30 protein-coding genes are annotated in these 19,798 nt (G+C 45.3%); 1 reads left to right on the forward strand and 29 read right to left on the reverse strand.

Annotation, left to right across the window (positions count from 1 at the left end):
* Window positions 1-32 precede the first annotated feature (32 nt).
* The 16 genes from ABW391_RS12090 to ABW391_RS12165 form a co-directional block, all read right to left on the reverse strand.
* Entirely contained in the window at window positions 33-356 is a 324-nt protein-coding gene (locus ABW391_RS12090; RefSeq protein ID WP_353482127.1) for a HesB/IscA family protein, read from the reverse strand.
* Window positions 340-729 (reverse strand): Fe-S cluster assembly scaffold IscU, encoded by a 390-nt coding sequence (gene iscU, locus ABW391_RS12095; RefSeq protein WP_353482128.1) that lies wholly within the window; start codon window positions 727-729, stop codon window positions 340-342. Before iscU ends, ABW391_RS12090 begins: the two co-directional genes overlap by 17 nt.
* 56 nt (window positions 730-785) lie before the next feature.
* Window positions 786-1,085 (reverse strand): hypothetical protein, encoded by a 300-nt coding sequence (locus ABW391_RS12100; RefSeq protein ID WP_353482129.1) that lies wholly within the window; start codon window positions 1,083-1,085, stop codon window positions 786-788.
* 50 nt (window positions 1,086-1,135) lie between these two features.
* Complete coding sequence (locus tag ABW391_RS12105; RefSeq protein WP_353482130.1) at window positions 1,136-1,918, reverse strand: hypothetical protein; 783 nt, start codon at window positions 1,916-1,918, stop codon at window positions 1,136-1,138.
* Between the two features lie 43 nt (window positions 1,919-1,961).
* Window positions 1,962-2,453: a hypothetical protein gene (locus tag ABW391_RS12110; RefSeq protein WP_353482131.1), complete on the reverse strand. Its 492-nt coding sequence runs from the start codon at window positions 2,451-2,453 to the stop codon at window positions 1,962-1,964.
* A complete protein-coding gene (locus ABW391_RS12115) occupies window positions 2,450-2,710 on the reverse strand; it encodes a hypothetical protein (protein WP_353482132.1) in 261 nt (86 codons plus the stop codon). Before ABW391_RS12115 ends, ABW391_RS12110 begins: the two co-directional genes overlap by 4 nt.
* Before the next feature lie 3 nt (window positions 2,711-2,713).
* The gene (locus tag ABW391_RS12120) at window positions 2,714-3,124 is read right to left on the reverse strand and encodes a hypothetical protein (protein WP_353482133.1); all 411 of its coding nucleotides are present in this window, start codon (window positions 3,122-3,124) and stop codon (window positions 2,714-2,716) included.
* Window positions 3,125-3,194: 70 nt separating this feature from the next.
* Entirely contained in the window at window positions 3,195-3,578 is a 384-nt protein-coding gene (locus ABW391_RS12125) for a hypothetical protein (RefSeq protein ID WP_353482134.1), read from the reverse strand.
* Between the two features lie 109 nt (window positions 3,579-3,687).
* Window positions 3,688-5,637, reverse strand: coding sequence for a DUF6267 family protein (locus ABW391_RS12130; protein WP_353482135.1), 1,950 nt, complete (start codon window positions 5,635-5,637; stop codon window positions 3,688-3,690).
* Between the two features lie 16 nt (window positions 5,638-5,653).
* On the reverse strand, window positions 5,654-5,902 hold the full coding sequence (locus tag ABW391_RS12135) for a hypothetical protein (protein WP_353482136.1): 249 nt from the start codon (window positions 5,900-5,902) through the stop codon (window positions 5,654-5,656).
* Between the two features lie 54 nt (window positions 5,903-5,956).
* Window positions 5,957-6,667, reverse strand: coding sequence for a hypothetical protein (locus ABW391_RS12140; protein WP_353482137.1), 711 nt, complete (start codon window positions 6,665-6,667; stop codon window positions 5,957-5,959).
* A gap of 1 nt (window position 6,668) precedes the next feature.
* Window positions 6,669-7,331, reverse strand: coding sequence for a hypothetical protein (locus ABW391_RS12145; RefSeq protein WP_353482138.1), 663 nt, complete (start codon window positions 7,329-7,331; stop codon window positions 6,669-6,671).
* 143 nt (window positions 7,332-7,474) lie between these two features.
* The gene (locus ABW391_RS12150; RefSeq protein WP_353482139.1) at window positions 7,475-8,932 is read right to left on the reverse strand and encodes a DnaB-like helicase C-terminal domain-containing protein; all 1,458 of its coding nucleotides are present in this window, start codon (window positions 8,930-8,932) and stop codon (window positions 7,475-7,477) included.
* Window positions 8,889-9,803, reverse strand: coding sequence for a toprim domain-containing protein (locus tag ABW391_RS12155; RefSeq protein ID WP_353482140.1), 915 nt, complete (start codon window positions 9,801-9,803; stop codon window positions 8,889-8,891). Before ABW391_RS12155 ends, ABW391_RS12150 begins: the two co-directional genes overlap by 44 nt.
* A gap of 74 nt (window positions 9,804-9,877) precedes the next feature.
* Window positions 9,878-10,609, reverse strand: coding sequence for an SGNH/GDSL hydrolase family protein (locus ABW391_RS12160; protein ID WP_353482141.1), 732 nt, complete (start codon window positions 10,607-10,609; stop codon window positions 9,878-9,880).
* Window positions 10,606-11,697, reverse strand: a complete 1,092-nt coding sequence (locus ABW391_RS12165) for a hypothetical protein (RefSeq protein WP_353482142.1) — start codon at window positions 11,695-11,697, stop codon at window positions 10,606-10,608. Before ABW391_RS12165 ends, ABW391_RS12160 begins: the two co-directional genes overlap by 4 nt.
* Window positions 11,698-11,746: 49 nt before the next feature.
* On the opposite strand from ABW391_RS12165, the gene ABW391_RS12170 reads away from it, so the two are divergent.
* Window positions 11,747-12,124, forward strand: a complete 378-nt coding sequence (locus ABW391_RS12170; RefSeq protein ID WP_353482143.1) for a hypothetical protein — start codon at window positions 11,747-11,749, stop codon at window positions 12,122-12,124.
* On the opposite strand, the gene ABW391_RS12175 is transcribed toward ABW391_RS12170, so the two are convergent.
* The 13 genes from ABW391_RS12175 to ABW391_RS12235 all read right to left on the reverse strand — a co-directional run bounded on the left by ABW391_RS12175 (window position 12,116) and on the right by ABW391_RS12235 (window position 19,694).
* Window positions 12,116-12,676, reverse strand: coding sequence for a hypothetical protein (locus ABW391_RS12175; protein WP_353482144.1), 561 nt, complete (start codon window positions 12,674-12,676; stop codon window positions 12,116-12,118). The two genes, ABW391_RS12170 and ABW391_RS12175, sit on opposite strands and share 9 nt — an antisense overlap.
* A gap of 1 nt (window position 12,677) precedes the next feature.
* Window positions 12,678-13,352, reverse strand: coding sequence for a hypothetical protein (locus ABW391_RS12180; RefSeq protein WP_353482145.1), 675 nt, complete (start codon window positions 13,350-13,352; stop codon window positions 12,678-12,680).
* 5 nt (window positions 13,353-13,357) lie between these two features.
* Window positions 13,358-13,801 (reverse strand): hypothetical protein, encoded by a 444-nt coding sequence (locus tag ABW391_RS12185; protein WP_353482146.1) that lies wholly within the window; start codon window positions 13,799-13,801, stop codon window positions 13,358-13,360.
* Window positions 13,794-14,414 carry a DUF1698 domain-containing protein gene (locus ABW391_RS12190; RefSeq protein ID WP_353482147.1) on the reverse strand — a complete coding sequence of 207 codons (621 nt, stop codon included), beginning with the start codon at window positions 14,412-14,414 and terminating at the stop codon, window positions 13,794-13,796. The genes ABW391_RS12185 and ABW391_RS12190 overlap by 8 nt, the downstream gene beginning before the upstream one ends.
* The gene (locus ABW391_RS12195; protein WP_353482148.1) at window positions 14,411-14,692 is read right to left on the reverse strand and encodes a hypothetical protein; all 282 of its coding nucleotides are present in this window, start codon (window positions 14,690-14,692) and stop codon (window positions 14,411-14,413) included. Before ABW391_RS12195 ends, ABW391_RS12190 begins: the two co-directional genes overlap by 4 nt.
* On the reverse strand, window positions 14,664-14,804 hold the full coding sequence (locus ABW391_RS12200; RefSeq protein WP_353482149.1) for a hypothetical protein: 141 nt from the start codon (window positions 14,802-14,804) through the stop codon (window positions 14,664-14,666). The genes ABW391_RS12195 and ABW391_RS12200 overlap by 29 nt, the downstream gene beginning before the upstream one ends.
* A 2-nt stretch (window positions 14,805-14,806) precedes the next feature.
* Window positions 14,807-15,307: a hypothetical protein gene (locus ABW391_RS12205; protein WP_353482150.1), complete on the reverse strand. Its 501-nt coding sequence runs from the start codon at window positions 15,305-15,307 to the stop codon at window positions 14,807-14,809.
* A 21-nt stretch (window positions 15,308-15,328) separates the two neighbouring features.
* The gene (locus ABW391_RS12210; RefSeq protein WP_353482151.1) at window positions 15,329-15,961 is read right to left on the reverse strand and encodes a hypothetical protein; all 633 of its coding nucleotides are present in this window, start codon (window positions 15,959-15,961) and stop codon (window positions 15,329-15,331) included.
* Window positions 15,958-17,427, reverse strand: coding sequence for a DEAD/DEAH box helicase family protein (locus ABW391_RS12215; protein WP_353482152.1), 1,470 nt, complete (start codon window positions 17,425-17,427; stop codon window positions 15,958-15,960). The genes ABW391_RS12210 and ABW391_RS12215 overlap by 4 nt, the downstream gene beginning before the upstream one ends.
* A gap of 107 nt (window positions 17,428-17,534) precedes the next feature.
* Window positions 17,535-18,563: an AAA family ATPase gene (locus tag ABW391_RS12220; RefSeq protein ID WP_353482153.1), complete on the reverse strand. Its 1,029-nt coding sequence runs from the start codon at window positions 18,561-18,563 to the stop codon at window positions 17,535-17,537.
* A gap of 299 nt (window positions 18,564-18,862) precedes the next feature.
* Window positions 18,863-19,057, reverse strand: a complete 195-nt coding sequence (locus ABW391_RS12225) for a hypothetical protein (RefSeq protein ID WP_353482154.1) — start codon at window positions 19,055-19,057, stop codon at window positions 18,863-18,865.
* A gap of 53 nt (window positions 19,058-19,110) precedes the next feature.
* On the reverse strand, window positions 19,111-19,356 hold the full coding sequence (locus ABW391_RS12230) for a hypothetical protein (RefSeq protein WP_353482155.1): 246 nt from the start codon (window positions 19,354-19,356) through the stop codon (window positions 19,111-19,113).
* Between the two features lie 71 nt (window positions 19,357-19,427).
* Entirely contained in the window at window positions 19,428-19,694 is a 267-nt protein-coding gene (locus ABW391_RS12235; RefSeq protein ID WP_353482156.1) for a hypothetical protein, read from the reverse strand.
* Window positions 19,695-19,798: the final 104 nt, after the last annotated feature.

A 19,798-nucleotide genomic window follows, 5' to 3' on the forward strand; every position in this document is an offset into this window, starting at 1 on the left:
AATCAAATGGGGCAATATTGCTTGTTGTACTTTCATACTCTAAAACTTTCTCCGCAACCACAGCGGTCGCGCTCGTTGGGATTGGAAAATTCAAACCCTTCATTGAGCCCTTGACGAACATAATCCACAGTCATACCATCAAGGTACACTTCGTGTTTTTTGTCTACCAGCACAGAAAAATCAGGCTGGGCATAATTTATGGTGGCATCATCACCAGTATAGGCATCAACATATTCCAACACATAGGCTAGGCCAGAACAACCAGTGGTTTTTACTGCTAGACGTATTCCTATGCCGCCACGCTTTTCTAGCAATCGTTTGATTTTGTTTCGGGCAGTGTCAGTGAACGAGATCATGCTTGCTACGGTAATCTTCCACAGCGGCCTTGATGGCGTCTTCGGCCAGGATCGAGCAATGAATCTTGACCGGGGGCAATGCAAGTTCTTGAGCAATTTCTGAATTTTTGATTGCCGAAGCAGCATCAAGAGTCATGCCCTTGACCATTTCAGTGATCAGCGAGCTTGAAGCGATTGCCGAGCCGCATCCGTAGGTCTTGAATTTTGCGTCTGTGATGATGCCATTTTCATCTACTTTGATTTGCAACTTCATCACGTCGCCACAAGCCGGGGCGCCAACCATTCCGGTACCTACGGTGTCATCGCCTTTTTCAAAGCTGCCGACGTTGCGGGGGTTTTCGTAGTGGTCAACTACTTTGTCTGAATAAGCCATACTGGTTCCTTTTGTTGAGTATACTACCAACAGGCTGACTAGTCAACCAGTTTGAATCAACCGAGATTACGGTCTTTGTTCATGGCTGATTTTGCAGCCTGTGCTACAATATTTTGTGCTTGATTTACCGGCATAGCGGTGGGTCCAGGTTGTTCGCCACCTTTGAATATCAATTCAGTGGCATCCGGCGACATGGGTTCTATTATGCCACTCAAGGGCGGTTGACCAACTAGGCTTTGCAAAGTATCAGGAGTAATATCAATCCCAATATTTTTAGCACGATTGATAAATGCCTGAACAGGCATCTGTAATTTTGCTGAAGTATCTGTGGCACGACCCACAGCAAATTGGGCCAAGGCCAGTAATTTGTCTGCGGTATTGTCTACAGCTACTTCATCAATTCGCATTATCTGCGCTCTCGTCCTAGAGACGCTGCAGGGCCAACGGCTGCTGCATCTAGTTCTTCTTCAGGAGAGGGTTCAGTCATGTTCACATCAATTTGTTCTTCGCCGGCTGGCGGAGGAGTAGCCATTTCGGCTCCGGGCATTTCGACAGGTCCTTGACCAGTTACCACACCAAGAGCTTGTTCCAGCTGTTGTTTGCTGCCTTGCAGATTCTGAACCAGGCCGGTCAATGCTGCTTGTGCATCATTGTTAAACTGAGCTGCTTGATCTGCGCCAATTTGATTTTTAATTGAATCTACCAAGGCTGGCAATTCTTTAAATTGCATCTCAGTGGTGTCTTCAATCATGCCTTGCATTTTGTCAACCATGTCTTGTGCAGCCAGTACCACTTGGGCTTGCTGAACTTCGCTTTCGCTGAGATAGTATCCATAAGTTTGAGCACGACGACGATGTTCTTGTACCGAGGTAGTGCTGCTGAGATTGGTAAGTTCGTTCTGCTTGTCGGTCACTTGTTTTTTCAGATCTTCAAGTTCTTTTTGTATCTGTGTTTTCTGGTCCATCTTTTCCTTGGCAGCCATGGCAGCAGCCTGTTGAGGATTTACTCCTGGTGCAGCGGCAGCGGCCATTTCATCTTCGTAGATTTGTTCTGCAAGTGCTTGTTCCATCATCATCAACTTCAGGTAAGCAGGGTCACGCTCACTGGAGTGACGTGCAGGACCGCTTCTGTGTTCAGATAATACCCCACGTACCTTGCGATACATGTTGTGCAGTTGATCGCGATTCATTGAGTCAAATTGAACTTGTTGATCAAAATGACTCTCGAATACCTTAGCGATCTGTTGTGTGGGGCGTGTTACGGCCAGTTCGTTTAGTTTCATTTGAGTTTCCTCGTAGTTGCCAGTATTTAGCCAAATTTATACATTTTGTCAACTCTTGTTCCAGCAGTTGACTTTGGTCTTGTCGGTAGGATACTTTGGTTATTACAGTTTCCCAGGCAGTTCCCGACATACGATCTGCAATGTTTTTACGGATGTAAATATCATTGCGCAATCGTGTGAGTGATTGATCTATCTCTTGTATTTGTCTAGCAAGATTAAAATAGTTTAATCTGTCGGCTATGCACCAGGCAAGGGCAGATTTAGTGGTGCTAAATTTGCCCACAGCATCGTCTCTTATGGAAACGTCAAATCCTTGATCTCTGGGCTGTATTGTGTATTTGCCAAAAGCACGGTATTTTTCTCCGTCTTCCACAATGACATTTTCCAGCAGATGAGGAAGTTCTCTTTCGGCCAGAGCGGCCAATTTGCGGCTGGCTTTCATTTGAATACGTAGTTTGATAACAACCAACCAACAGTGGCCAACAAGAACCCAATGGTTCCAAGGCCCCAGTTTATCAACTGATTGTTTCGATTGTCAACAATTTTATGCACCATGGCATGCACTTCTTCTACCATTTCTTTAAGTCGTCCAATGGAAGAATTGGCAGAATCTAGTTGCAGTTCTAGATGGCGATAACGTTCGGCGCAGAGCTCTACATGCGCTTCCAGGCTCTTCTTTTCGATTTCTGTTGTGTCCATGAATTATTTATGGCCTTTTGGATAGAACCAAATGTTTACGTCTGGTTGTAACAGTGCGGTCAGTTGTTGTTGAACATAGTTGATGATAGGGACTCCGCGGCATGCCTGTTTGAGTAGCCCCACTGGATCTTCATTGAGTCTAAACACATCATCAAACTCTGTTTCAAACTCAAATTCCCAACGACCGTTTTGCATTCGTATGTCAGATATACTCTGCGGCTGTGTGTAAAGTCCTATCAATTGCAATATGGTTTCCCAGTTGCGTTGTTGATTTCTACTGCTGTTCCAGGAATCAACATCTGTTATTGGTTGATTGGCTCGGTCCACAAACGGCAAGACGTTTGTTCGAAAATGTCCTGTAACACCAGTGGGTCTACAATCAAAATCAGTCAATACACAAATACTATATGCCATGAGGTATTTACGGCCAAAAAAAAGCCCCGGAAATAAACCAGGGCCTTGATTTTTTTACTACTATCTAAGATTAGACAGGAGCAAAGTTGCTAGCAGCAGTAGTGAATACTGCATTGCCGGCTGCTGAAGTCAATTCCAAGTTCTGACCACCGGATGCCACTGTAGCACTGGTATTAGCAGTGGTCAACAATGTAGCAGCAGTGTATGCGCCTGTTGGATAGATAGCCAAGTTCAACACTGTTGGTGCTGCTGGGCTAACTTGATACATAGCCACAGTGCCCTTGGTCTGAATAGCTTGCAACACATTGTTGATGTAGCCATTGACATTTGCCGATGTTGTCAACGCACCATTGGCCACCAAGCTGAAGAAATCCAGCTTAGGACCTTGGAAGTTGACTGAACCAGTTGCAGCAATGTTAGCTGTTCCGCCAATGTTGCCATTGGCTGTATCCATGTTGAATACTGGTTGATTCGTGCCGTTTGTTTTTGTAAAAATTGCCATTTGAAAATCTCCTAAAAAGTGGGCTACTTGCCCTACTCTTATTTATGAAATTGGCAAAAAATTACAATGTTGGTGGATTGTTTCGAGCTTTGTTTCTGGCTGTGAAATCAAAGCGATTTACTGCTTTACCATAGCCTGCAGGGGTTGCAAACACCCATCCTTCGTTGCCGGGCACCTGTGCATCCAGCTTGGTCAACAGGTCCAGTTTTAGATCATGCAGCAATTCAAACAACACAAAGGCAGCGGCCAGGGCTTGTTCATTGCTGGTAGGACTGCGCAGATATTGCAGAATGTTGTTGTACTTTTGCGGTGTCTGGGTCTGTTGCAGCCAGGCTAAGAATCCCGGCACAAGATCGCTGAAATTGCCGGTATAGGCTGCGTGATTTGGATCCACACGTTTGTTGATGTAGTCTATTGCCAGCTTGGCCAGATCAGTTATTTTCATGGCCCTCAATTCAGCAGGATTGAACAAGGTGTTCATGACTGCTTTGTTTTGACGCAACAGTGACTTGATTTGTTTGACAATGGGATCTGCTGTTTCCACAGGCTTGGCATAGATGGGTTCAATCAACAACAGGCCGGGCACAGGATTGAACTTGACTCTACTGAGTGGCTGCTTGGCCGCTCCTGCATCTTCGTACATGGTATGCACAGCAACACCAACTTGAGATCCTGAAATGTCCTTGCCCAGTTTGCTGGCAACTGGAATTCTGTATTCCACTGTGTTTGGTTTGAATTCCACAAGACCTGCGTTTATTTCCCAGGGCTTTTCGGGACTGTACAACAAGTCGCCTTTGACATAGCCACGAAAGTTTTCTGGAGTAGCAGCTTCCAAATATGGCCAGATGCTCTGATACACTGGTAACAGTGTTTGTACTCGAGTGGCCTGGTTGCCTTTGGCAGCAGCATTGGCATCACGCTGTGCCATGTGGTCTGCCACAGCATCGGTACTGGTAAACAGTCCATCGTAGCCAACTGCACCGAATCCTGCATCATCTGTGAGCACAAATTCTCCAGTTTCGGGCTTGCGGCCAAATACCACAGCAGGCTTTCCGTCCCATTTAACTGATCCTTGTTTGGGCTGTTTGTAAAAAGAATCCGCAATGGCCAGCGCACGGTCAACACCCGCGGTTCCTTGTCGGAACACATAGTCTTCCAGGTGCTCAATACCCTTGGCTTGGCCTCCCACCGCGGTGGGCTCTTGTTCGTATATCTGATACAAAGGCTTGGCTTCAATCAATTGCTGCATGCCTTGGTTTACTATTCTGTCCCGTAGTCTGGCCAAGAAGTTCACATCATTTTCTTTCACAGGCATTTCAGGTTCTTTTATACCTTCACGGGCTAGATATTCACGAAAGTCCGTGAGCTTGGTATCACGGTCAGGATCAGTTGCCAGCGCAGCATAAATTGATTCCACGTTCTTTAGCGCAGCCCGATCTTGAGTTCCGCCCAGCAATACCGCAGACACATAGTCCGGATCCTGACCACCCTGGACCAGTTGATTTGTGGTGCGACTGATCATGCCATTTGCACCCACCTTGAGGCCGGCCTGTTTGGCAATTGAACTCATTAGCACATTACGGTTCATGCCCTTGTAGGCCGATCCTTCTGATCCACCATAGTAGAATGTGCCCCAATCCAGGTTGGGAAAGAACATGAAGTCAGTCTGTACAAATCCTTTATTAGGATCTCCGCCGATGGGTGTTCTAAGATGTACTTCACCTGATTTACGAACCCATTCACGTGGGTCAAGTCCTTGACCGGTGGCCCATTGTGTCAGTGTGCCTGCTAGTTGTTCTTTGGTTGTTTCTGCAAGGTCCACTGCCAGGTCCAGATCGCCAGATGTGGCCTTGCGGCCTGTGCTGCCCAGCCAACGATCTTCAGGGAAGTTTACACCTGTAACTTGCTCTACCCAGGCAATGGTGGCTGCAACGTCGGCTTGATTGATACGTTGTGTTAGTGATTGGCCCTGTGCGTCTTTGAATACATTGCCGCCTTCGAAAATTTTCATCTTGATCCTGTTGAGTTTATGTGCTTGTTGGCGTTTTTCTAACGGTTCTGGCAAAACGTCCTGCATCCCGGGTGCGGATAGAATTCAGCAGTTTCCGAGTTAGATTTTCTGCTTGCTCAGGTGTGTATGTGGCGTCAATTTGCTCCAGCAAGTTGATGGCACTGGCTATGACATTGGATGCTCGACTCTCAATCACTAGATCGCGCTCACGCTCGATATACATGGAATCTAATTCTTCTAACAAACTGCGGGTGCGTTTTTGCATGATTTTTATTGCAGACCTTTGATATTATTTATCGGTTTTTGATTTTGACTAGAGTTAGTTAGATTTAAGTTTGGCATCTATTTCTAACCATATTGCTTCTCTTTCAGGATCATATGGAATCCATTGGGTTTGATTAATCAACAATTCTAATTTTTTTTGCAAATCTTGATCAACAGTGATAGCAATTTGTGGAATAATTTGTTCAATTAACCAATAGAAATGCACAATCGGGGACGGTTGTACTTGTGTCTGGCGTGTTGATCTAAATCGATTGTGCTGACTAAATGTGTCTGCTGACTCTGTGCTGGTATGAACTATTTGACAATCTAAATTACTGGCTGTTTGCGATACCAGTGCATGATATACTTGCTGTCTACGATTGTGTTGGTGTTGCTGTGCATAAATGTTGTGATAATTCCGAATCTCCTGAACTTTGCTAGCACTGCTCAACCACCATTTACGATTGTGTGAATCAATATTGACGTTAAAATAATACGTCGGATCGTTGGCAATAATATTCTGCCAGGAATTATCTTGAATCATTTTGTCAAATCTTTCTGCAGCAGACCATTGAAAAATTACTATACTGTCATGCATCTGATCTATTAGATCCACAAATCCTGAAACTAAAAATTCTGTGCCTGCTCCGATTCCTGCTGTGTTGATCACTTGGTATTGGGGTACCAGCGTTTGTAAAATCTGAGGCCATTCTGGCCATATATGTCCAGTTGCAAATCCGTCACCAAAACAAAAGATTTTTTTCATATCAAAATTTCTGATCAAAAGTGTTTAAATGTTGATCCACCATTTGCCATAACTGACAGGTGTTGACAGGATAACTATCATTATCAAACAGTTCTCCATCAAATATTCCAACGGATTTTGACAGCAAACTATTGATCAATGCCTGCAATATCTCATTACTGGAAAATTCAATATTTTTTCCTGCAATTGTAGCATGTGTTAGGTGTTTAGATTCTTTGTAATATTGCCATCCTTGATTTCTAGTTAAAAATTCTTCAGACAAATCACTTAGTTCTTGATCCGGCACAAATGTTATTTCTAAAAACTCAGCCAGGCGATACAGTTCATTGTAAAATTCCACTAGATCAAACAAACTTTCCATACTAAATTCAAAAACTGCTGTGTCGGACCAGCGCCAATTATCTGGCTGCTGATATCCATCAATTGTTGAATTAAATTTAGCATACCATTCGTTTCTGAGTTTGGCAGGACTATGTCTTACTGATTCTGGGGTGAGTTTTATTTTTTTTTCTAAAGGTATGTCGCCGGCTCGACTCATGACATTGATTTGATATATCCAGTTGGCCCAATCCTGACTAATGCTGATTCTAACTACCTTGGTCGGAGTATTTTGTGATATGGTAAACTCAGTATAGTGAGCAGCTTCCACTATCCTGTGCGCCATGTACCCAGTATTGTTACGAATTTGATGGCAAGAGCCGTGCTCAGTAAAAATGTTAGATACTCGTGGACCCTTGAATAGCCATGTATTAATTACATACTCTAAAAAGTGTCCGTGACTCCCAGAAAAAAAATCCAAGTATATCATTACGCAGATTTGATCTGCCCCAGCAACTGCTTGAGTTTGTTGCTTTGCACATCTGCTGTGACCTTACCACTCAAGGGATCATGACCTTCTCGTGGTCTAGGCTTTTCCCAGGGCTGCGACCCAGTGCCGCTGTCAGCAGGCGCGACTTGACTACGGGCCTTGATTGAGTCCATGATTGAACTTTGTGGTTTGTTGTGACCGTTTTCGTCTCCACCTTCATCAGTAATGCGCATGGTTTCAATGTTGTACTCCAGATCAATTTTTTGACCAACGCCGGTCGAGCTTCGAGATTTCATACACTGTATCTGATACTTGCCACGCTCCTTCATGGAGCGACTGGTAAAGATACCAAACACATTGTCTGCTGTGTTGATTTTACTGATACCACCACTAATGTGGCTGTGATCAAATTCCATTTCTTCCACTGCTGACCTGTTCAACTGACTGGCTGTTACCAACAACACACCCAGTTCTTTGGCTAGGTTACGCAATTCTTCACTCACATACTTGTCTTTCACAAACAAGTCGTTGGGGCTGACCTTGGCACTAACTGGCATCACCAAGTCAAGATAATCCACCATCACAAAGTCCACTTTAATACCGGTTTGAATTTGCACTTCTTTCAGGTATGCACGGATGTCATTCACATTGCTCTGTGCTGGCAAGCCTTTCACACGATACTGTCCGGATTTCTTGGCCACCATCTTGACCTTGAGTTCTGTTGAATCAATGTCACGGCGTATTTCTTTGGTGCTCATGTTTGTGAGCATGGCGTCTGTTCTCAAACTTGTGAGTTCTTCTGAAAGTTCCAGTGTGATGTACACACCGCTCATGCCCTGCTGCAACCAGTTCAAGGCAATGTTCATCATCACAAGACTTTTGCCTGATCCTGATCCACCTGCAAAGATGTTGAGTTCTCCACGACTGAATCCACCATACAGCAGTCGATCCATCTGTGGCCAACCTGTGCTTACTTGTCCACCTGAGTTGAAATACTTGTTGATCCTGGCTGCTGGATCTGCAAAGTAATCTGTGCCCATGTCCTTGGTCAAGCTGATCTGCACAGCATCCTTGATCAGTTTTTCCACAGGATCATAGTCGCCCTTTTCCAACAAGTCTGCTGCTTTTAAAATAGCACGTTCCAGTTCTTGACGCCGTGTGAATGCTTCAAACTCAGTCATGAACCAGTCATAGTGACCTTCGTTGAGATCAGGCACTGCATTCAACTTGATGCCGGTGGCCGCAGCAATCTGTGCTCGATCCGGCAGAGTCTTGAACTGTTCCGAGTGCTCCTTGATAAACGCTGCCGCGGTTCTTAGATTGCGATCAAAATTTTCTGGATTGTAGATGTTCTGCACCCGCACGTAGCTGGCAGCATCCTCCAGCATCATTTCTAGGAACAGTTTTTGTACATCAGTGCTGTAGTCTTTTAACAAGTTGTTTCTTTCGTAATTCAATTTTGATTCGGCTGGTTTCTCTAGCTTGCATGATAGTTATCAATGCGCCTAAACGCCCATATAGTTTGACAGCATCATTCACATCTTTCACACCCTCAGGCCAGGCAGGCATGCTCACTGCCCAGCCCAGTTGCACAGCACGATCCACCAGTTCCATGCCTGCTGCATCTTGGTCAGGTACCACTGTAATTTCTTGTCCAAGATTGCGAATCAATCTAGCTTGAGCATCACTTATGGTGTTGTGCATCAAGGCAACACCGCCAATGCTGAGTGCGTCAAAGATGCCTTCTGTCACGATCACCTGAGTCCAGTCTGGTCGCTGTAGATCTGTGCCAAACACATAGCCCGGCTGCATGTCATTTATGTAGCGTGGATTACGATCGTCTAGGAATCTAACAGTGTGTCCCACTATGCTGTTGTGATGTGTGAATGGTATGATGATCTGTTGACGACCAGGCCATGCACGTTCTATGGTTTCTTTCTGTGTCATTACAGGATAATCGTCGGGCACACATCTTGACCGTACATAGTCGCGATGCAGTCCTGTGCTACCAATCAGTTCAGCAAATGGTGGCAGGTCCCGTTCTTCAAACTTGATATCTGCTAGAATATCCACGGTGCGTTGTCTATCATCCAGTATGCCGTGTATGCTCCGGTGCCGCAGGCTTTCAAGATTCAACATTTCTATTTCACGTTCAGGCACACCCATCCAGCTCAAGAGCCTGCGGGCCTTGAAACTTACAGTACGGCCAAGGATAAAGCTAGCGGTGTAGTTGCAGTTGAAGCAGTGATAACTCCAACCTTGTTCTGATGTTTTGAGACCGCCGCGACTTCTGCGATCTGGTGTGTTACCATTGTGGTTACAACACACTGCATTAAAACTGATCCAGCCTGATGCACTAGATTTTCTCTTGGCAGGTAAGTATCCGAGAATGTCGAGCATTCTTACATTGTAACATCATCTATGGTAGAAATCAACTTTTCTGCAATCATTTTATGCCCTATTTCGTTGGGATGGCCTCCGGGCATGACCAGTTCTCGCTGTTGATTGTTAGGATGGTTACGAAACCACATGGTGGTAGAGAAATCTGGCCATATCTGGGTGGGCAGATCCAGTTTGACATCTTCGGGCATGATCTGGAACTGCATCATTTGAAGATTGCGTCTGGCAGCAATACCATCAAAACTCAGCAGGGTTTGTTGATAATTTAGTTTTGCAAGTTCAGAACAGTTGGTTAGTACCAGTTGTTGTTTGACCATGTTTCTAAATTCCTGCGGAACCACACTGCTGCCGTATTCTACCCAGGTCGAATGTATAAATCGATTCCAGGGAGGATCGTTGGCGTAACTCACATGATTGGGATTGTAAAAGCTCAGACGATCAGAGTCTGTGTGTCCGATCAAGACCAGGCACTGTTCTGGCTCGGGCTCATGATCCAACCACCATAAAAATGTCCACATGGAACTTTGCATGCTGCCTCCGGCAATTCCAAAGTTCTCCATGGGTACACCGTAGTGTTGTGCTACTAGCCCCAGGAAGTTGTGACTGTCACGATAGGCGTTGTTTTGATGCCAGCACGGGTGTGCATCTGAGTGTTGCCGTTGCAACTCAGGATCCAGCAACTCATCACCAAACATCCAGGAATCACCAAACCCTACAATTTTTTTAAATGTCATCTAACTAGTATACTTGTTACGGCTCCGGTATTGATGCTTATTGCAGCCACTTGATTGGTGGCCGGATTGAGTACATATCCTGTTCCGCCGTTAATAACATTTATGGCAGACACTGAGGTACCGGTAATTTCTGCTTCAGCAACAGCCCCAGCGCCAAGACCAATGATGTTGACTCTAGGTGGTGCTAGATACCCGTAACCACCTTGATTCACAGTGATGGAAGTGATCACACCATTTGCCCCATTTGCTGTGGCTGTGGCCAATTGAATTTGTGCTGTGCCCGGATAAGAGTCAAGACTTAGACGTAGCAAGGGATGATATCCAGGCACTGTGATGGGCTCTGTGCCGGTGCGATTGTAGTATTGATAGATGTCCGAAACATCTGTCCAGATTGATTCATAAGTTTGTGCTGCCTGTGCCTTGATGTTGCCAGTGAAGTGATCCATTTCCAACTGGAATGTGGTCAGGCTTGCACCTGTGGTTGACACAAAACTTGAGTATCTTTGAGGATTTGTATTGATGTTGCCTGGTGGTGGGTTGAGTGCCCAGTCAGGGTAATTGCCCTGCAACACAGGATTTATATACACCTCTGGACCATAAATGGTAGGAATGCTTAATAGACCGCTGGGCACAAACTGTGGCTGCACAGAATCCACAATGTCCACGTCAGCACGGGCCAGTGCCTGTGCATCCACAAACACTGCTTCAACTAGATCTCCGCTGGCACGTTCAATTGCATAGCTCGATGGTTCTGCAGGAAACTCTGTGGTTTCTGCAGCACTGAGTGTTACTTTGGCACGACCAAATTGAGCATTGATTATGACCATTTCTTTTTCAATCAGCTGCTGATTGCCAGCTAGATTGATCAGTCTAAACTTCAGTGCCGACCCTGTGATATTCACAGGTTTTTGATCTTGATTCACAAACTCAAACAAGATCACATTGTCAACACCTTTGTTGACAGTTAATTTTTTTGCATACACAGGATCCCACCTCCGGTCAAAATAAGCGCCGCTGGTATCTACTAATAAAATTCGTTGAACTTGCTGGTAAAGATAAACAGGGGTTGAATACATAGGACGCTCCAAACAATATTTACCTAAGGAGCCTTGGTATAAATATCCAAACTAATACTATATGGGCAAAGACTTATTTCAAAAACTAGCTGACAAATATCCGTTTATTACCTTGTGCGTTTACGCCAGCAATGAATATGTGGGTATTGTGCAAAACAGAGATGATGTTATCACTACCATCTATGACTTTGGAACTGTCAAAGATTCTGAACAAAAACGACGTTATCTTGATCTGGCCAATACCTGGTGGTGGGAAAGCAACAGAAGTATTCCTATTAACATATTCCTGCGTGGAGAATGGGATGAATTTCGCCTGTGCCTTCGCACATTTGTCAACAAAGATCTGGAAATCTTGCACGGCCCTGTGTGCAGCCTAAATGACATTGCCCGCAGAAAAGGCAAGAGAAAATCAATTACTCTTGTGAGACGCCTAGACTAATAGATTCATGTGCAAGGCTACTAGAGCTGCATATCCCACAGCATGTGCTTTTTTAAATGTGTATCCGCGGCTGGTATCACCGTCCCAGACTGAATCAAACACCACAGGCCAATCTAACCCCTGTAGGTGCGCCTTGCCCGGACGTATGATTGATATAAATGCAGCCATTCTGGGTATGCTGTCAGGTCTCATGGTTTCAAGTAAATGTCCATAATTGCCCACGTGAACCAATTGACGAACCCATTCAGGATCTTGCCATAATCTTGTCCACGGGGGTGTGGCTGCAAGCACAGCGTCATAATGCTCAGGACTCTGTATCAACTGATACACACTCATGTTCAAGAAGTCCAGTTTGAAGTAGCCACGAGATTCTGCTGACTCATAGTCTATAGCAGCACAGTGATTCACAGGATCTTGTGGAATGTCTGTGACATACACTCCTGAATTGTGGCGTCTAGGTCGCCCATCTGTAATCTGCCGTGCAGGCGTATGCTGAATCAGTTTCAGTATATGTTCGCGATTGGCAAAGTCAATGTCGATATCTGCGCTCATGTTACCATCCTGCTTGTTTCAAAATGTTCTTGGCATAGGCCTGATCCTGGGGTCTATCCTGAAATCTCTTTTGCCAGGCATCACTGTCAATGTAGGGCCATATCATGGCAATCTGTGTGGTGTCTAGTTCGCTTAGAAATTTCTGTCCGGATTCCGAATTGTAAATTACCCAGGCACTTATTCTACCTGCTGTCACAGCATAGCACAGCACATTGGCATTGCCGTATCTCATGCAATCATGTGCAGGGCTGGCGTTTTTTTCTGACCAGTCTATGCCGAACTCTATGGCTCTTGTGAGTGCATCATCCACTGCTTCAACTTTTAAATGATCCACTAGATATTCTGTGTACACCTTGTCACTGCACCAGTGATCAATCTTGCGATTGTTCTTCAACAGCCAGGCCATGAATCTTTCTGGATTGATCACTCGAGTGTTCACACAGTAATGCCCAAACTTCACAAACGCACGATAGTAACTGCTTTCACAAAAGGTATCGTGTGTTTTGTTTCTGGCTGATCCGGCCATGCTTTCATAAAAACGGATGTAGGCTTGAAATCCCAGTCTTGGACCGGGCTCGTTGCGCTCGCGTCTACGACGTTTGGGCTCACACATGTGCGCTTGAATAGAGGACTCTCTCACAAACTCTTTTTTGCAGTATTCGCACACATGGGTCATGCTGATTACTTTGTGGCGTTACCCGAGTCTCGGTTGTATGCGTCTAGTTCTTTTTGTGTGACCAGCTGTGCCATCACATCAATCTCGTCGTCCTTGTAGGTGGGGTATATTTCCATCAAGGCTTTACGCTTGGCACTGAGTCCTGCGACTTTTTTCTTGGGAGCAATCCAGGGATGCCGCATTGTGCCCATGCCCGGACTTACTGCGGTAGCGCACAACCATTGCAGTTTGGGATGGCGGCCTATGTCAAAAAAGTGCTTGTTGAGATAGTGGTTGCAGCTTTGCACATAGTATTCTTGCAGTTCCTGAGCACCGTCAACTGCTGAGCCCCAGCGCAGCATCAGAAACGTGGAGAATTTCTTGCGCTCGTCTGAGTCAAGTTCGTCGTAAAAGCCTCTGTTCTTGGCGTCCAATTGACGCATCTCGTTTGAAATGTGTAGTTTATCCATGAATTCTTTCAAATTGATATACCGGTACCTGTGCAGATTTTATAGTTAATTTAGGTAATGTGTGTTTGATCTGTAATGCATAACCAAGATTTTTCATAGCTGTTATTATAATATCTTCATCAATTGTTATCACAATTCCGCAAGTTTTTCTATTCGACACTGTGTGTCGCATGCCAGGATCATTCACTGATTCTGTGTGCCAGTTTAAAATTTGTCCAGGGTTGTCAAGCAAGATAGTCTGGGGATTGCACTGATTGACCAATTCTTCCAGCATCAACAACGGTGCATGACTATGATAAATTACTCCCATGACTATGGCCACATCTACTGGCCCAACTTGATTCAAATCATAATGCATGTCTCCAAGCAACACCTTGCATGATTTTAATTTGGGATTTGATCGAAGCTGATCAACTGACTGTTTTCTTGCTTCAATAAGGACAAGCTGTTGAGGCTGATGGTTCATGATGCGTTCACTTATCCATCCGTCAAACGGCCCAATTTCCACTACAGATTTATCTCTGCACACATGTAAAAAATTATCATCAATGTACTGCCAGGCATCCTGCCCCGGAACGTCAGCAACATTGACAAAATTCAAAGAATCACTCATGTGGTCTTGCTCAGTTGATAGATCATTATAGCACGTTCCAGGGCGTCTTGTAAAGTGGGATTGGTCCGGGCCGTTCGCCGAATTTCGCCCCACATTTTATCATCCATTATGTGATCATACAAGGGTCTACCATCACTGGTTCTAGGATCATGATCATGGCCCACCACTGTGCGCTCAAGTTCGCCCACACGTCTAGAGTACACCGTGCCGTTTACCCGCTCGTAGATCAAGGGCATACCAGGAACAAGGCTACCCATACTGATATCCGTACTGAACATGTGCCCAACGCAGGAATCGTTCTAGGCCCTCGCGGTCTTCAGGATAGCTTTCCAGATACAGTCTGGCCAGTCTATTGATTGTTACGAATACTTCAGGTTCTGTATAAGCCATATCTACCATGCTTTGTTGTAGTCCACAATTTCACAATTGCGGCTGACATCTTTTACAAAGTACACACAGTCAGGTTGTTCAGCATCGTTGATGGGTACACACAACATCTGTCCGTTCTTGAGTTTAGGTGCATACCAGGATACTTCTTGATAAACGTCGATGATCTCAATGGGCGGAAAACTGGGTCTAAAGCTGCTGAGAGGATTGAACTGGAACACATTGAAGCCGCGATCATTGATACTGGTCAAGGGCAACATCTCTAGATCACCTAGATCAGGTTCACCAATTAGAATCTGCCAGTCCACGGGCATTTTGATTCTGGCATCACCTATCTGCAGCACCAGAGCAGGTGCGCTGAAACTTTCTAAAAATATCAAAGGTATGTAGTGATAATCTGGATCTTGTGGATTGCTGTTGTCTAGAATGGCAAAACGCATGTCATCTACTTCGTCGGGTAAATGATCCAGGTCATAGGGTTTGTTGTCAAGGGTTAATATACGCATGATTTTATTATATACAGTTTGTTAACTGAAGTCAACCGTTGTGAGTATGTGAGCAACTTCGGTAGCCATTCGTTTCTGCCAGACAGGATCGTCGGTATGAAATCCTGGACTCATTTTAAAACCCTGGTAGGTGGCCAAATTGGTGCATTCATGCGGAGAAAATTCTCCCAGCAGATCTATGACTTCAGCACTTGATGGATATGGCAACACAGCCAGGTTGTTGAACAAACAGTTCAGGGAATAGGCAAAGGGCAGACCACGCAGTCGGCATTCTAACAACATACACCTGGCCTGAACACAGGCCTTGAATAACATCATCTGTTCATCTGCTGTGGCCTGATAATAATCCACTGCCAGTCGTTGGTCTGCGGTTAGATCCTGATGTGCATTGGTTGTCCAAATCCTTTTAGAGTAATCTTTGTTGACATCTAGTTTAAATTCAATTCTGTTGGGTATAGTAAATCCCAAGACCACAGCGTCCGGTTTTAACTTTAGTCCTTCAAAAAATTTCCAAGCGACTATGCCATTGCTGGATCCTGAAACAGCATGCATGAGGATCTCATACTCAGGTAACATTTCGCTCCAGTGTTGCCCTGGATAATTGGCATCAGGGCGCATGAAACTATCTCCCACTATCAACAACTTCTTTTTCATTTGATCTTCATCCACTCTAGTTTCTCTGCAGAGAATGGATAGTTGGCTTCCTTATAAAAGGCCTTGCGCTTGGTCAGGTGACGTTTGGCAAACTTGCAGGTGCTGGTGATATCCCAAATTTCCACATGATCCTTGTCTTCGGCTTTTCTAATACCACGCCCAATACTTTGTATAACTCTGACAAAGCTCTTGCCCGGTTCTACCAGCACAAGATTAAAGATGCGTGGTATGTTGATACCCACAGCAGCCACACCATAAGTGGCCACAATGATCTTGTCCGTGGCATCTGCTACCTGATTGTATTCGTCCTGTCGTGTTTTTGCCTTGGTAGAACCTGATACAAATACTGCTTTGTCTCCAAGCCGCTCTACCAGTTGCCGGCCACACTCAGTCCTATCCACCAGTACTAGAGTGTTGCCTGTTTCGTTTACCTTGCGTATCAGTTCAGCCATGGTGTCCAGTCGCCCAGACTCTTCCAGCAGGTACTTGAGCTCGCTTTGATAGTCCTTGTACTCCACATGGTCCACCAGTTGCACAATGTTCACATGGCACTGCGCAAGAACACCTGCGTCTTGCAAGGTGCTGGCACTGAGTCGACTGACCACTGGGCCCAGACTGACCAACAGGGCCTGGCTTTCAAACAGTTCTTTTGGCACTGTTCCGGTCAGTCCCCATCTTAAGGGAATCTGACTCATGGCTCCGGTCAGCAGAGTCTTGAGTGCGTCAGCCTTGGCCATGTGAACCTCGTCCACAATCACGCACACCACATCTTGTATAAACTCATGAATGGTTATTTCTGCTTCACCAGTCTTGGTCAGCTTCATCATGTTGTTGAGACTCTGCCAGGTGCATATGGTATGCTGACGATTGTATTCTTTACGATCGCCAAAATACACGCCCACATCCAGCCCCATGTTGATGTAGTCTGCCTCTGTTTGCGTTACCAGACTCTTGTTGGGCACAATCACAATGCTACGACCATAAGCACTGACTGCATCACTCAAGGCTGCTGTGATAATGGTCTTGCCTGCTCCGGTGGCCACTTCTTGTATGCACTGCGGGTTGGTCAGAAACTTGTTGATGATTTCCACTTGATAGTCACGCAGCACCATGGGCTGACCTGCTGCTGGATGGCTCTTGGGCCATAGCACATGATTGTAATGATTTTCAGATACTGCTGCAAAGTCAAATGTAGTGGTGTATTCACGTTGGTCATCCAGCACTGGACTGTAGTCAAACTTGTCAAGTATGGGCATGATCTCGGGCAAGAGATTTACATAAGTACTGCCACCCAACTGAAAGTAGGCAATCTTGCCGTCCCACCGACCCAGCCGTACAGCGGGCAGGTAACGTGCTGCTGGATTCTCATACTTGAAAGCCGTGACCAGAGCCTTGCGGCAATCCAGATCAAGTCCTTCTATCTTGATGTTGACTTCATCACGAATTACTATGGTGCATTGTTTCATTGTATCAGTATATACTTATTGCTGCAAGAAGTCAAAAAAACAGTCGCCTTTTTTAGGGGCGACTGTGAAATCTGGGCAGGAGCCAACCTAGTCCCAGAAAAACTATCTCATTGTGCTGGCTTCATGCAAGTTGTTTCTGCCATCAAGCGCCATTTTGCAGGAAAGCTCTTGACCAAGTCTGCCACTTTCAGCGCCATACGCAGGCTCATTTCACGCAGTCGATTCTGGTTGGAGTTCATGAACTCAATGATGTCGTCTTGCTGGCACTGCTCAAAGTCGTAGTCTGCAAATAACACGCCATCGCTGGCAATTTGTTTGATACGCAGAATCTTGTCACGCATGGTGTCCAGCGTCAAGTCTAAGTAATGGCAGCGACTCTGCAATGCATCCAGGTGATCCCGCAGTTTTTGCGATTTCATTTTGTCAAACTTCAAGTTGGTGATAAAGATCACACTGCCTTTGAATTCAAAACTGTCTGGGATGCCTTCGCGGCGCAGGCTCGAGCTTTCTGACAACCAAGAAATCTTGCGCTTCTTGCCTGAGTCCAAGGCGCCTTTCAGCAGGTTCAAGGCAACGTCATCCAACAAGATTGAGTCACAGTCATCAAACACCAGCACACAGTTTTCATCTGAGTATTTGTACAGAGTCTGATACAGGCCAATTGGAGTGGCTGAGCCTTTGACAACTTCTGCACGAAGTCGTTTGCCCGCCAGCTTGTCAAACATAGTGGCCTTGTCAATTTCCAATTCCACGCCAAAGCTCTTGCCCACGCCAGGAGGTCCCGACACAATCATGGCACGAATGTCGCCGGCTGTGGCAGCCTTGGTCATTTCTGTGAGAATTTCAAAACGCTCGCGAATTCGAGTCATTGCCTGCTCTTCAGTTTCTACATGTGTTGCAACTTCAATCTGCGGTGAATGTTCTGTCACAGGGTCTACTCCATTTACGTATTCAATATCAGAAATGTTATTTACACGAATGCGGATAGTGTCTGGGCAGTTGGGAAATGCCCCGTCATTTTGCACAGTCACATATCCACCCTTGACGCCAGTTTGAAATCCACTGACTAGTTTGAAAACGTTTCCGTTTACTTTTTTGTTACGATACTCACCACTAACGATTCGAATTGCACTCACGGTTGGCTCCTTTTTGTGCGTTAAAATAGTATTATAGCAGAATTGCGATTATTGGTCAACTCTTAGATCACACAGATGTCGTTTTGACCAAAATAGAACCAGCTACCTTCTGTTACAGATGCTGAGAATGGGCTCTCGTCGTAGCTGAATACAAGAAAAGCAGTCCGGGTAGACTTCTTGTAGCAAAGGTTACCGTTAGATCGAAACACTCGCCCTACTGGAACTTGTTTAAATGGTACTTTCATGTGTTGCTCCTGTTGCTGTTTAAGTATTAATTATAGCAGAACTCTGAATAAAGGTCAATCGAAGCAGGCTGTGTAAACTGCTTCACGCACAGCGGTGTCTGTAGCTTCGGAATAGACTTCTTCCAGTGCCAGTGCAGCCAACATGGCTTGCACAGTGGGCCAACTGAGTTGGCGTTGAAACTTCAGCAGCACAATGCTTTCTACTGCTTGGTTGCCCGCATCAGTAAACATTCCGTAATCATGAATCATATCGTTCCTATTTGCTGAGTATGTGTGTATTATAGCATTTCGGTGAATAAAGGTCAATCGTACTGTTTTCGCTCACCGGACTCTTGATTGTACTCATAGCCCCGGTAATACTCACGCATCTCTGCAATGGTCATATCTGGGCCTTCCACGCGAGGTGCATTGCCGGTACCATTGGGGTACTTGTGGGGATCTTGTGCTCGACCGTAGTAGCTGTCTGCTGAGCCGCGATCAAATGGGCTACCATGAGAGGCATTGTATGTGATGCCTTGAAATTCTACGGTCTGGATGGTATCAAGCATGTTTGCTCCTTGCTGTAGATGTGTGTATAGCAGAATGGCGAATAATGGGCAATCGATTGCCCATTATTCATTTAGGCTTCCACAGTGTCAAAAACTACGCCTTTAAACTGCTCGTAGTCGTAGAATGCCACAAGTGTTTGGCCGCTAAAGTACACTGTCATTCCTCCCAAGTCTTCGCTTGAGTCAAACAACAGCACACTTTCTTCCTCAAAACGATCTTGCAATTCTTCCATTTTGTCGTTGCCTGTGGCTTCAAAGCTCTGCATGGCTTCTGCTTCGTAGTTGTGTGTGTAGCTCTCAACTGATTCAATTTGCTGTTCTTGTGCATCTGTCAGCATGTGAGTTCCTTTTGTTGCTAAGTGTGTATTATAGCAAAACGGCAAATATTGGACAACCTCAAGAAAAAGCCCTGACTAGCAGGGCTGTTGAATTGTTGAATTGG

It is taken from the genome of Haliscomenobacter sp. (assembly GCF_040403615.1).
Taxonomy (GTDB): domain Bacteria; phylum Bacteroidota; class Bacteroidia; order Chitinophagales; family Saprospiraceae; genus Haliscomenobacter.

Excerpts from the sequence above, each read along its gene's own strand:
- ABW391_RS12170 (WP_353482143.1), top strand. The coding sequence starts at position 11,747 with ATGGGCAAAGACTTATTTCAAAAACTAGCTGACAAATATCCGTTTATT.
- ABW391_RS12110 (WP_353482131.1), bottom strand. The coding sequence starts at position 2,453 with ATGAAAGCCAGCCGCAAATTGGCCGCTCTGGCCGAAAGAGAACTTCCT.
- ABW391_RS12120 (WP_353482133.1), bottom strand. The coding sequence starts at position 3,124 with ATGGCATATAGTATTTGTGTATTGACTGATTTTGATTGTAGACCCACT.
- ABW391_RS12215 (WP_353482152.1), bottom strand. The coding sequence starts at position 17,427 with ATGAAACAATGCACCATAGTAATTCGTGATGAAGTCAACATCAAGATA.
- ABW391_RS12210 (WP_353482151.1), bottom strand. The coding sequence starts at position 15,961 with ATGAAAAAGAAGTTGTTGATAGTGGGAGATAGTTTCATGCGCCCTGAT.
- ABW391_RS12200 (WP_353482149.1), bottom strand. The coding sequence starts at position 14,804 with ATGGCTTATACAGAACCTGAAGTATTCGTAACAATCAATAGACTGGCC.
- ABW391_RS12130 (WP_353482135.1), bottom strand. The coding sequence starts at position 5,637 with ATGAAAATTTTCGAAGGCGGCAATGTATTCAAAGACGCACAGGGCCAA.
- ABW391_RS12195 (WP_353482148.1), bottom strand. The coding sequence starts at position 14,692 with ATGTTCAGTACGGATATCAGTATGGGTAGCCTTGTTCCTGGTATGCCC.
- ABW391_RS12180 (WP_353482145.1), bottom strand. The coding sequence starts at position 13,352 with ATGACCCATGTGTGCGAATACTGCAAAAAAGAGTTTGTGAGAGAGTCC.
- ABW391_RS12190 (WP_353482147.1), bottom strand. The coding sequence starts at position 14,414 with ATGAGTGATTCTTTGAATTTTGTCAATGTTGCTGACGTTCCGGGGCAG.
- ABW391_RS12225 (WP_353482154.1), bottom strand. The coding sequence starts at position 19,057 with ATGATTCATGATTACGGAATGTTTACTGATGCGGGCAACCAAGCAGTA.
- ABW391_RS12090 (WP_353482127.1), bottom strand. The coding sequence starts at position 356 with ATGATCTCGTTCACTGACACTGCCCGAAACAAAATCAAACGATTGCTA.
- ABW391_RS12230 (WP_353482155.1), bottom strand. The coding sequence starts at position 19,356 with ATGCTTGATACCATCCAGACCGTAGAATTTCAAGGCATCACATACAAT.
- iscU (WP_353482128.1), bottom strand. The coding sequence starts at position 729 with ATGGCTTATTCAGACAAAGTAGTTGACCACTACGAAAACCCCCGCAAC.
- ABW391_RS12140 (WP_353482137.1), bottom strand. The coding sequence starts at position 6,667 with ATGAAAAAAATCTTTTGTTTTGGTGACGGATTTGCAACTGGACATATA.
- ABW391_RS12105 (WP_353482130.1), bottom strand. The coding sequence starts at position 1,918 with ATGAATCGCGATCAACTGCACAACATGTATCGCAAGGTACGTGGGGTA.
- ABW391_RS12115 (WP_353482132.1), bottom strand. The coding sequence starts at position 2,710 with ATGGACACAACAGAAATCGAAAAGAAGAGCCTGGAAGCGCATGTAGAG.
- ABW391_RS12160 (WP_353482141.1), bottom strand. The coding sequence starts at position 10,609 with ATGACATTTAAAAAAATTGTAGGGTTTGGTGATTCCTGGATGTTTGGT.
- ABW391_RS12175 (WP_353482144.1), bottom strand. The coding sequence starts at position 12,676 with ATGAGCGCAGATATCGACATTGACTTTGCCAATCGCGAACATATACTG.
- ABW391_RS12125 (WP_353482134.1), bottom strand. The coding sequence starts at position 3,578 with ATGGATACAGCCAATGGCAACATTGGCGGAACAGCTAACATTGCTGCA.
- ABW391_RS12145 (WP_353482138.1), bottom strand. The coding sequence starts at position 7,331 with ATGGCGCACAGGATAGTGGAAGCTGCTCACTATACTGAGTTTACCATA.
- ABW391_RS12135 (WP_353482136.1), bottom strand. The coding sequence starts at position 5,902 with ATGCAAAAACGCACCCGCAGTTTGTTAGAAGAATTAGATTCCATGTAT.
- ABW391_RS12185 (WP_353482146.1), bottom strand. The coding sequence starts at position 13,801 with ATGGATAAACTACACATTTCAAACGAGATGCGTCAATTGGACGCCAAG.
- ABW391_RS12235 (WP_353482156.1), bottom strand. The coding sequence starts at position 19,694 with ATGCTGACAGATGCACAAGAACAGCAAATTGAATCAGTTGAGAGCTAC.
- ABW391_RS12205 (WP_353482150.1), bottom strand. The coding sequence starts at position 15,307 with ATGCGTATATTAACCCTTGACAACAAACCCTATGACCTGGATCATTTA.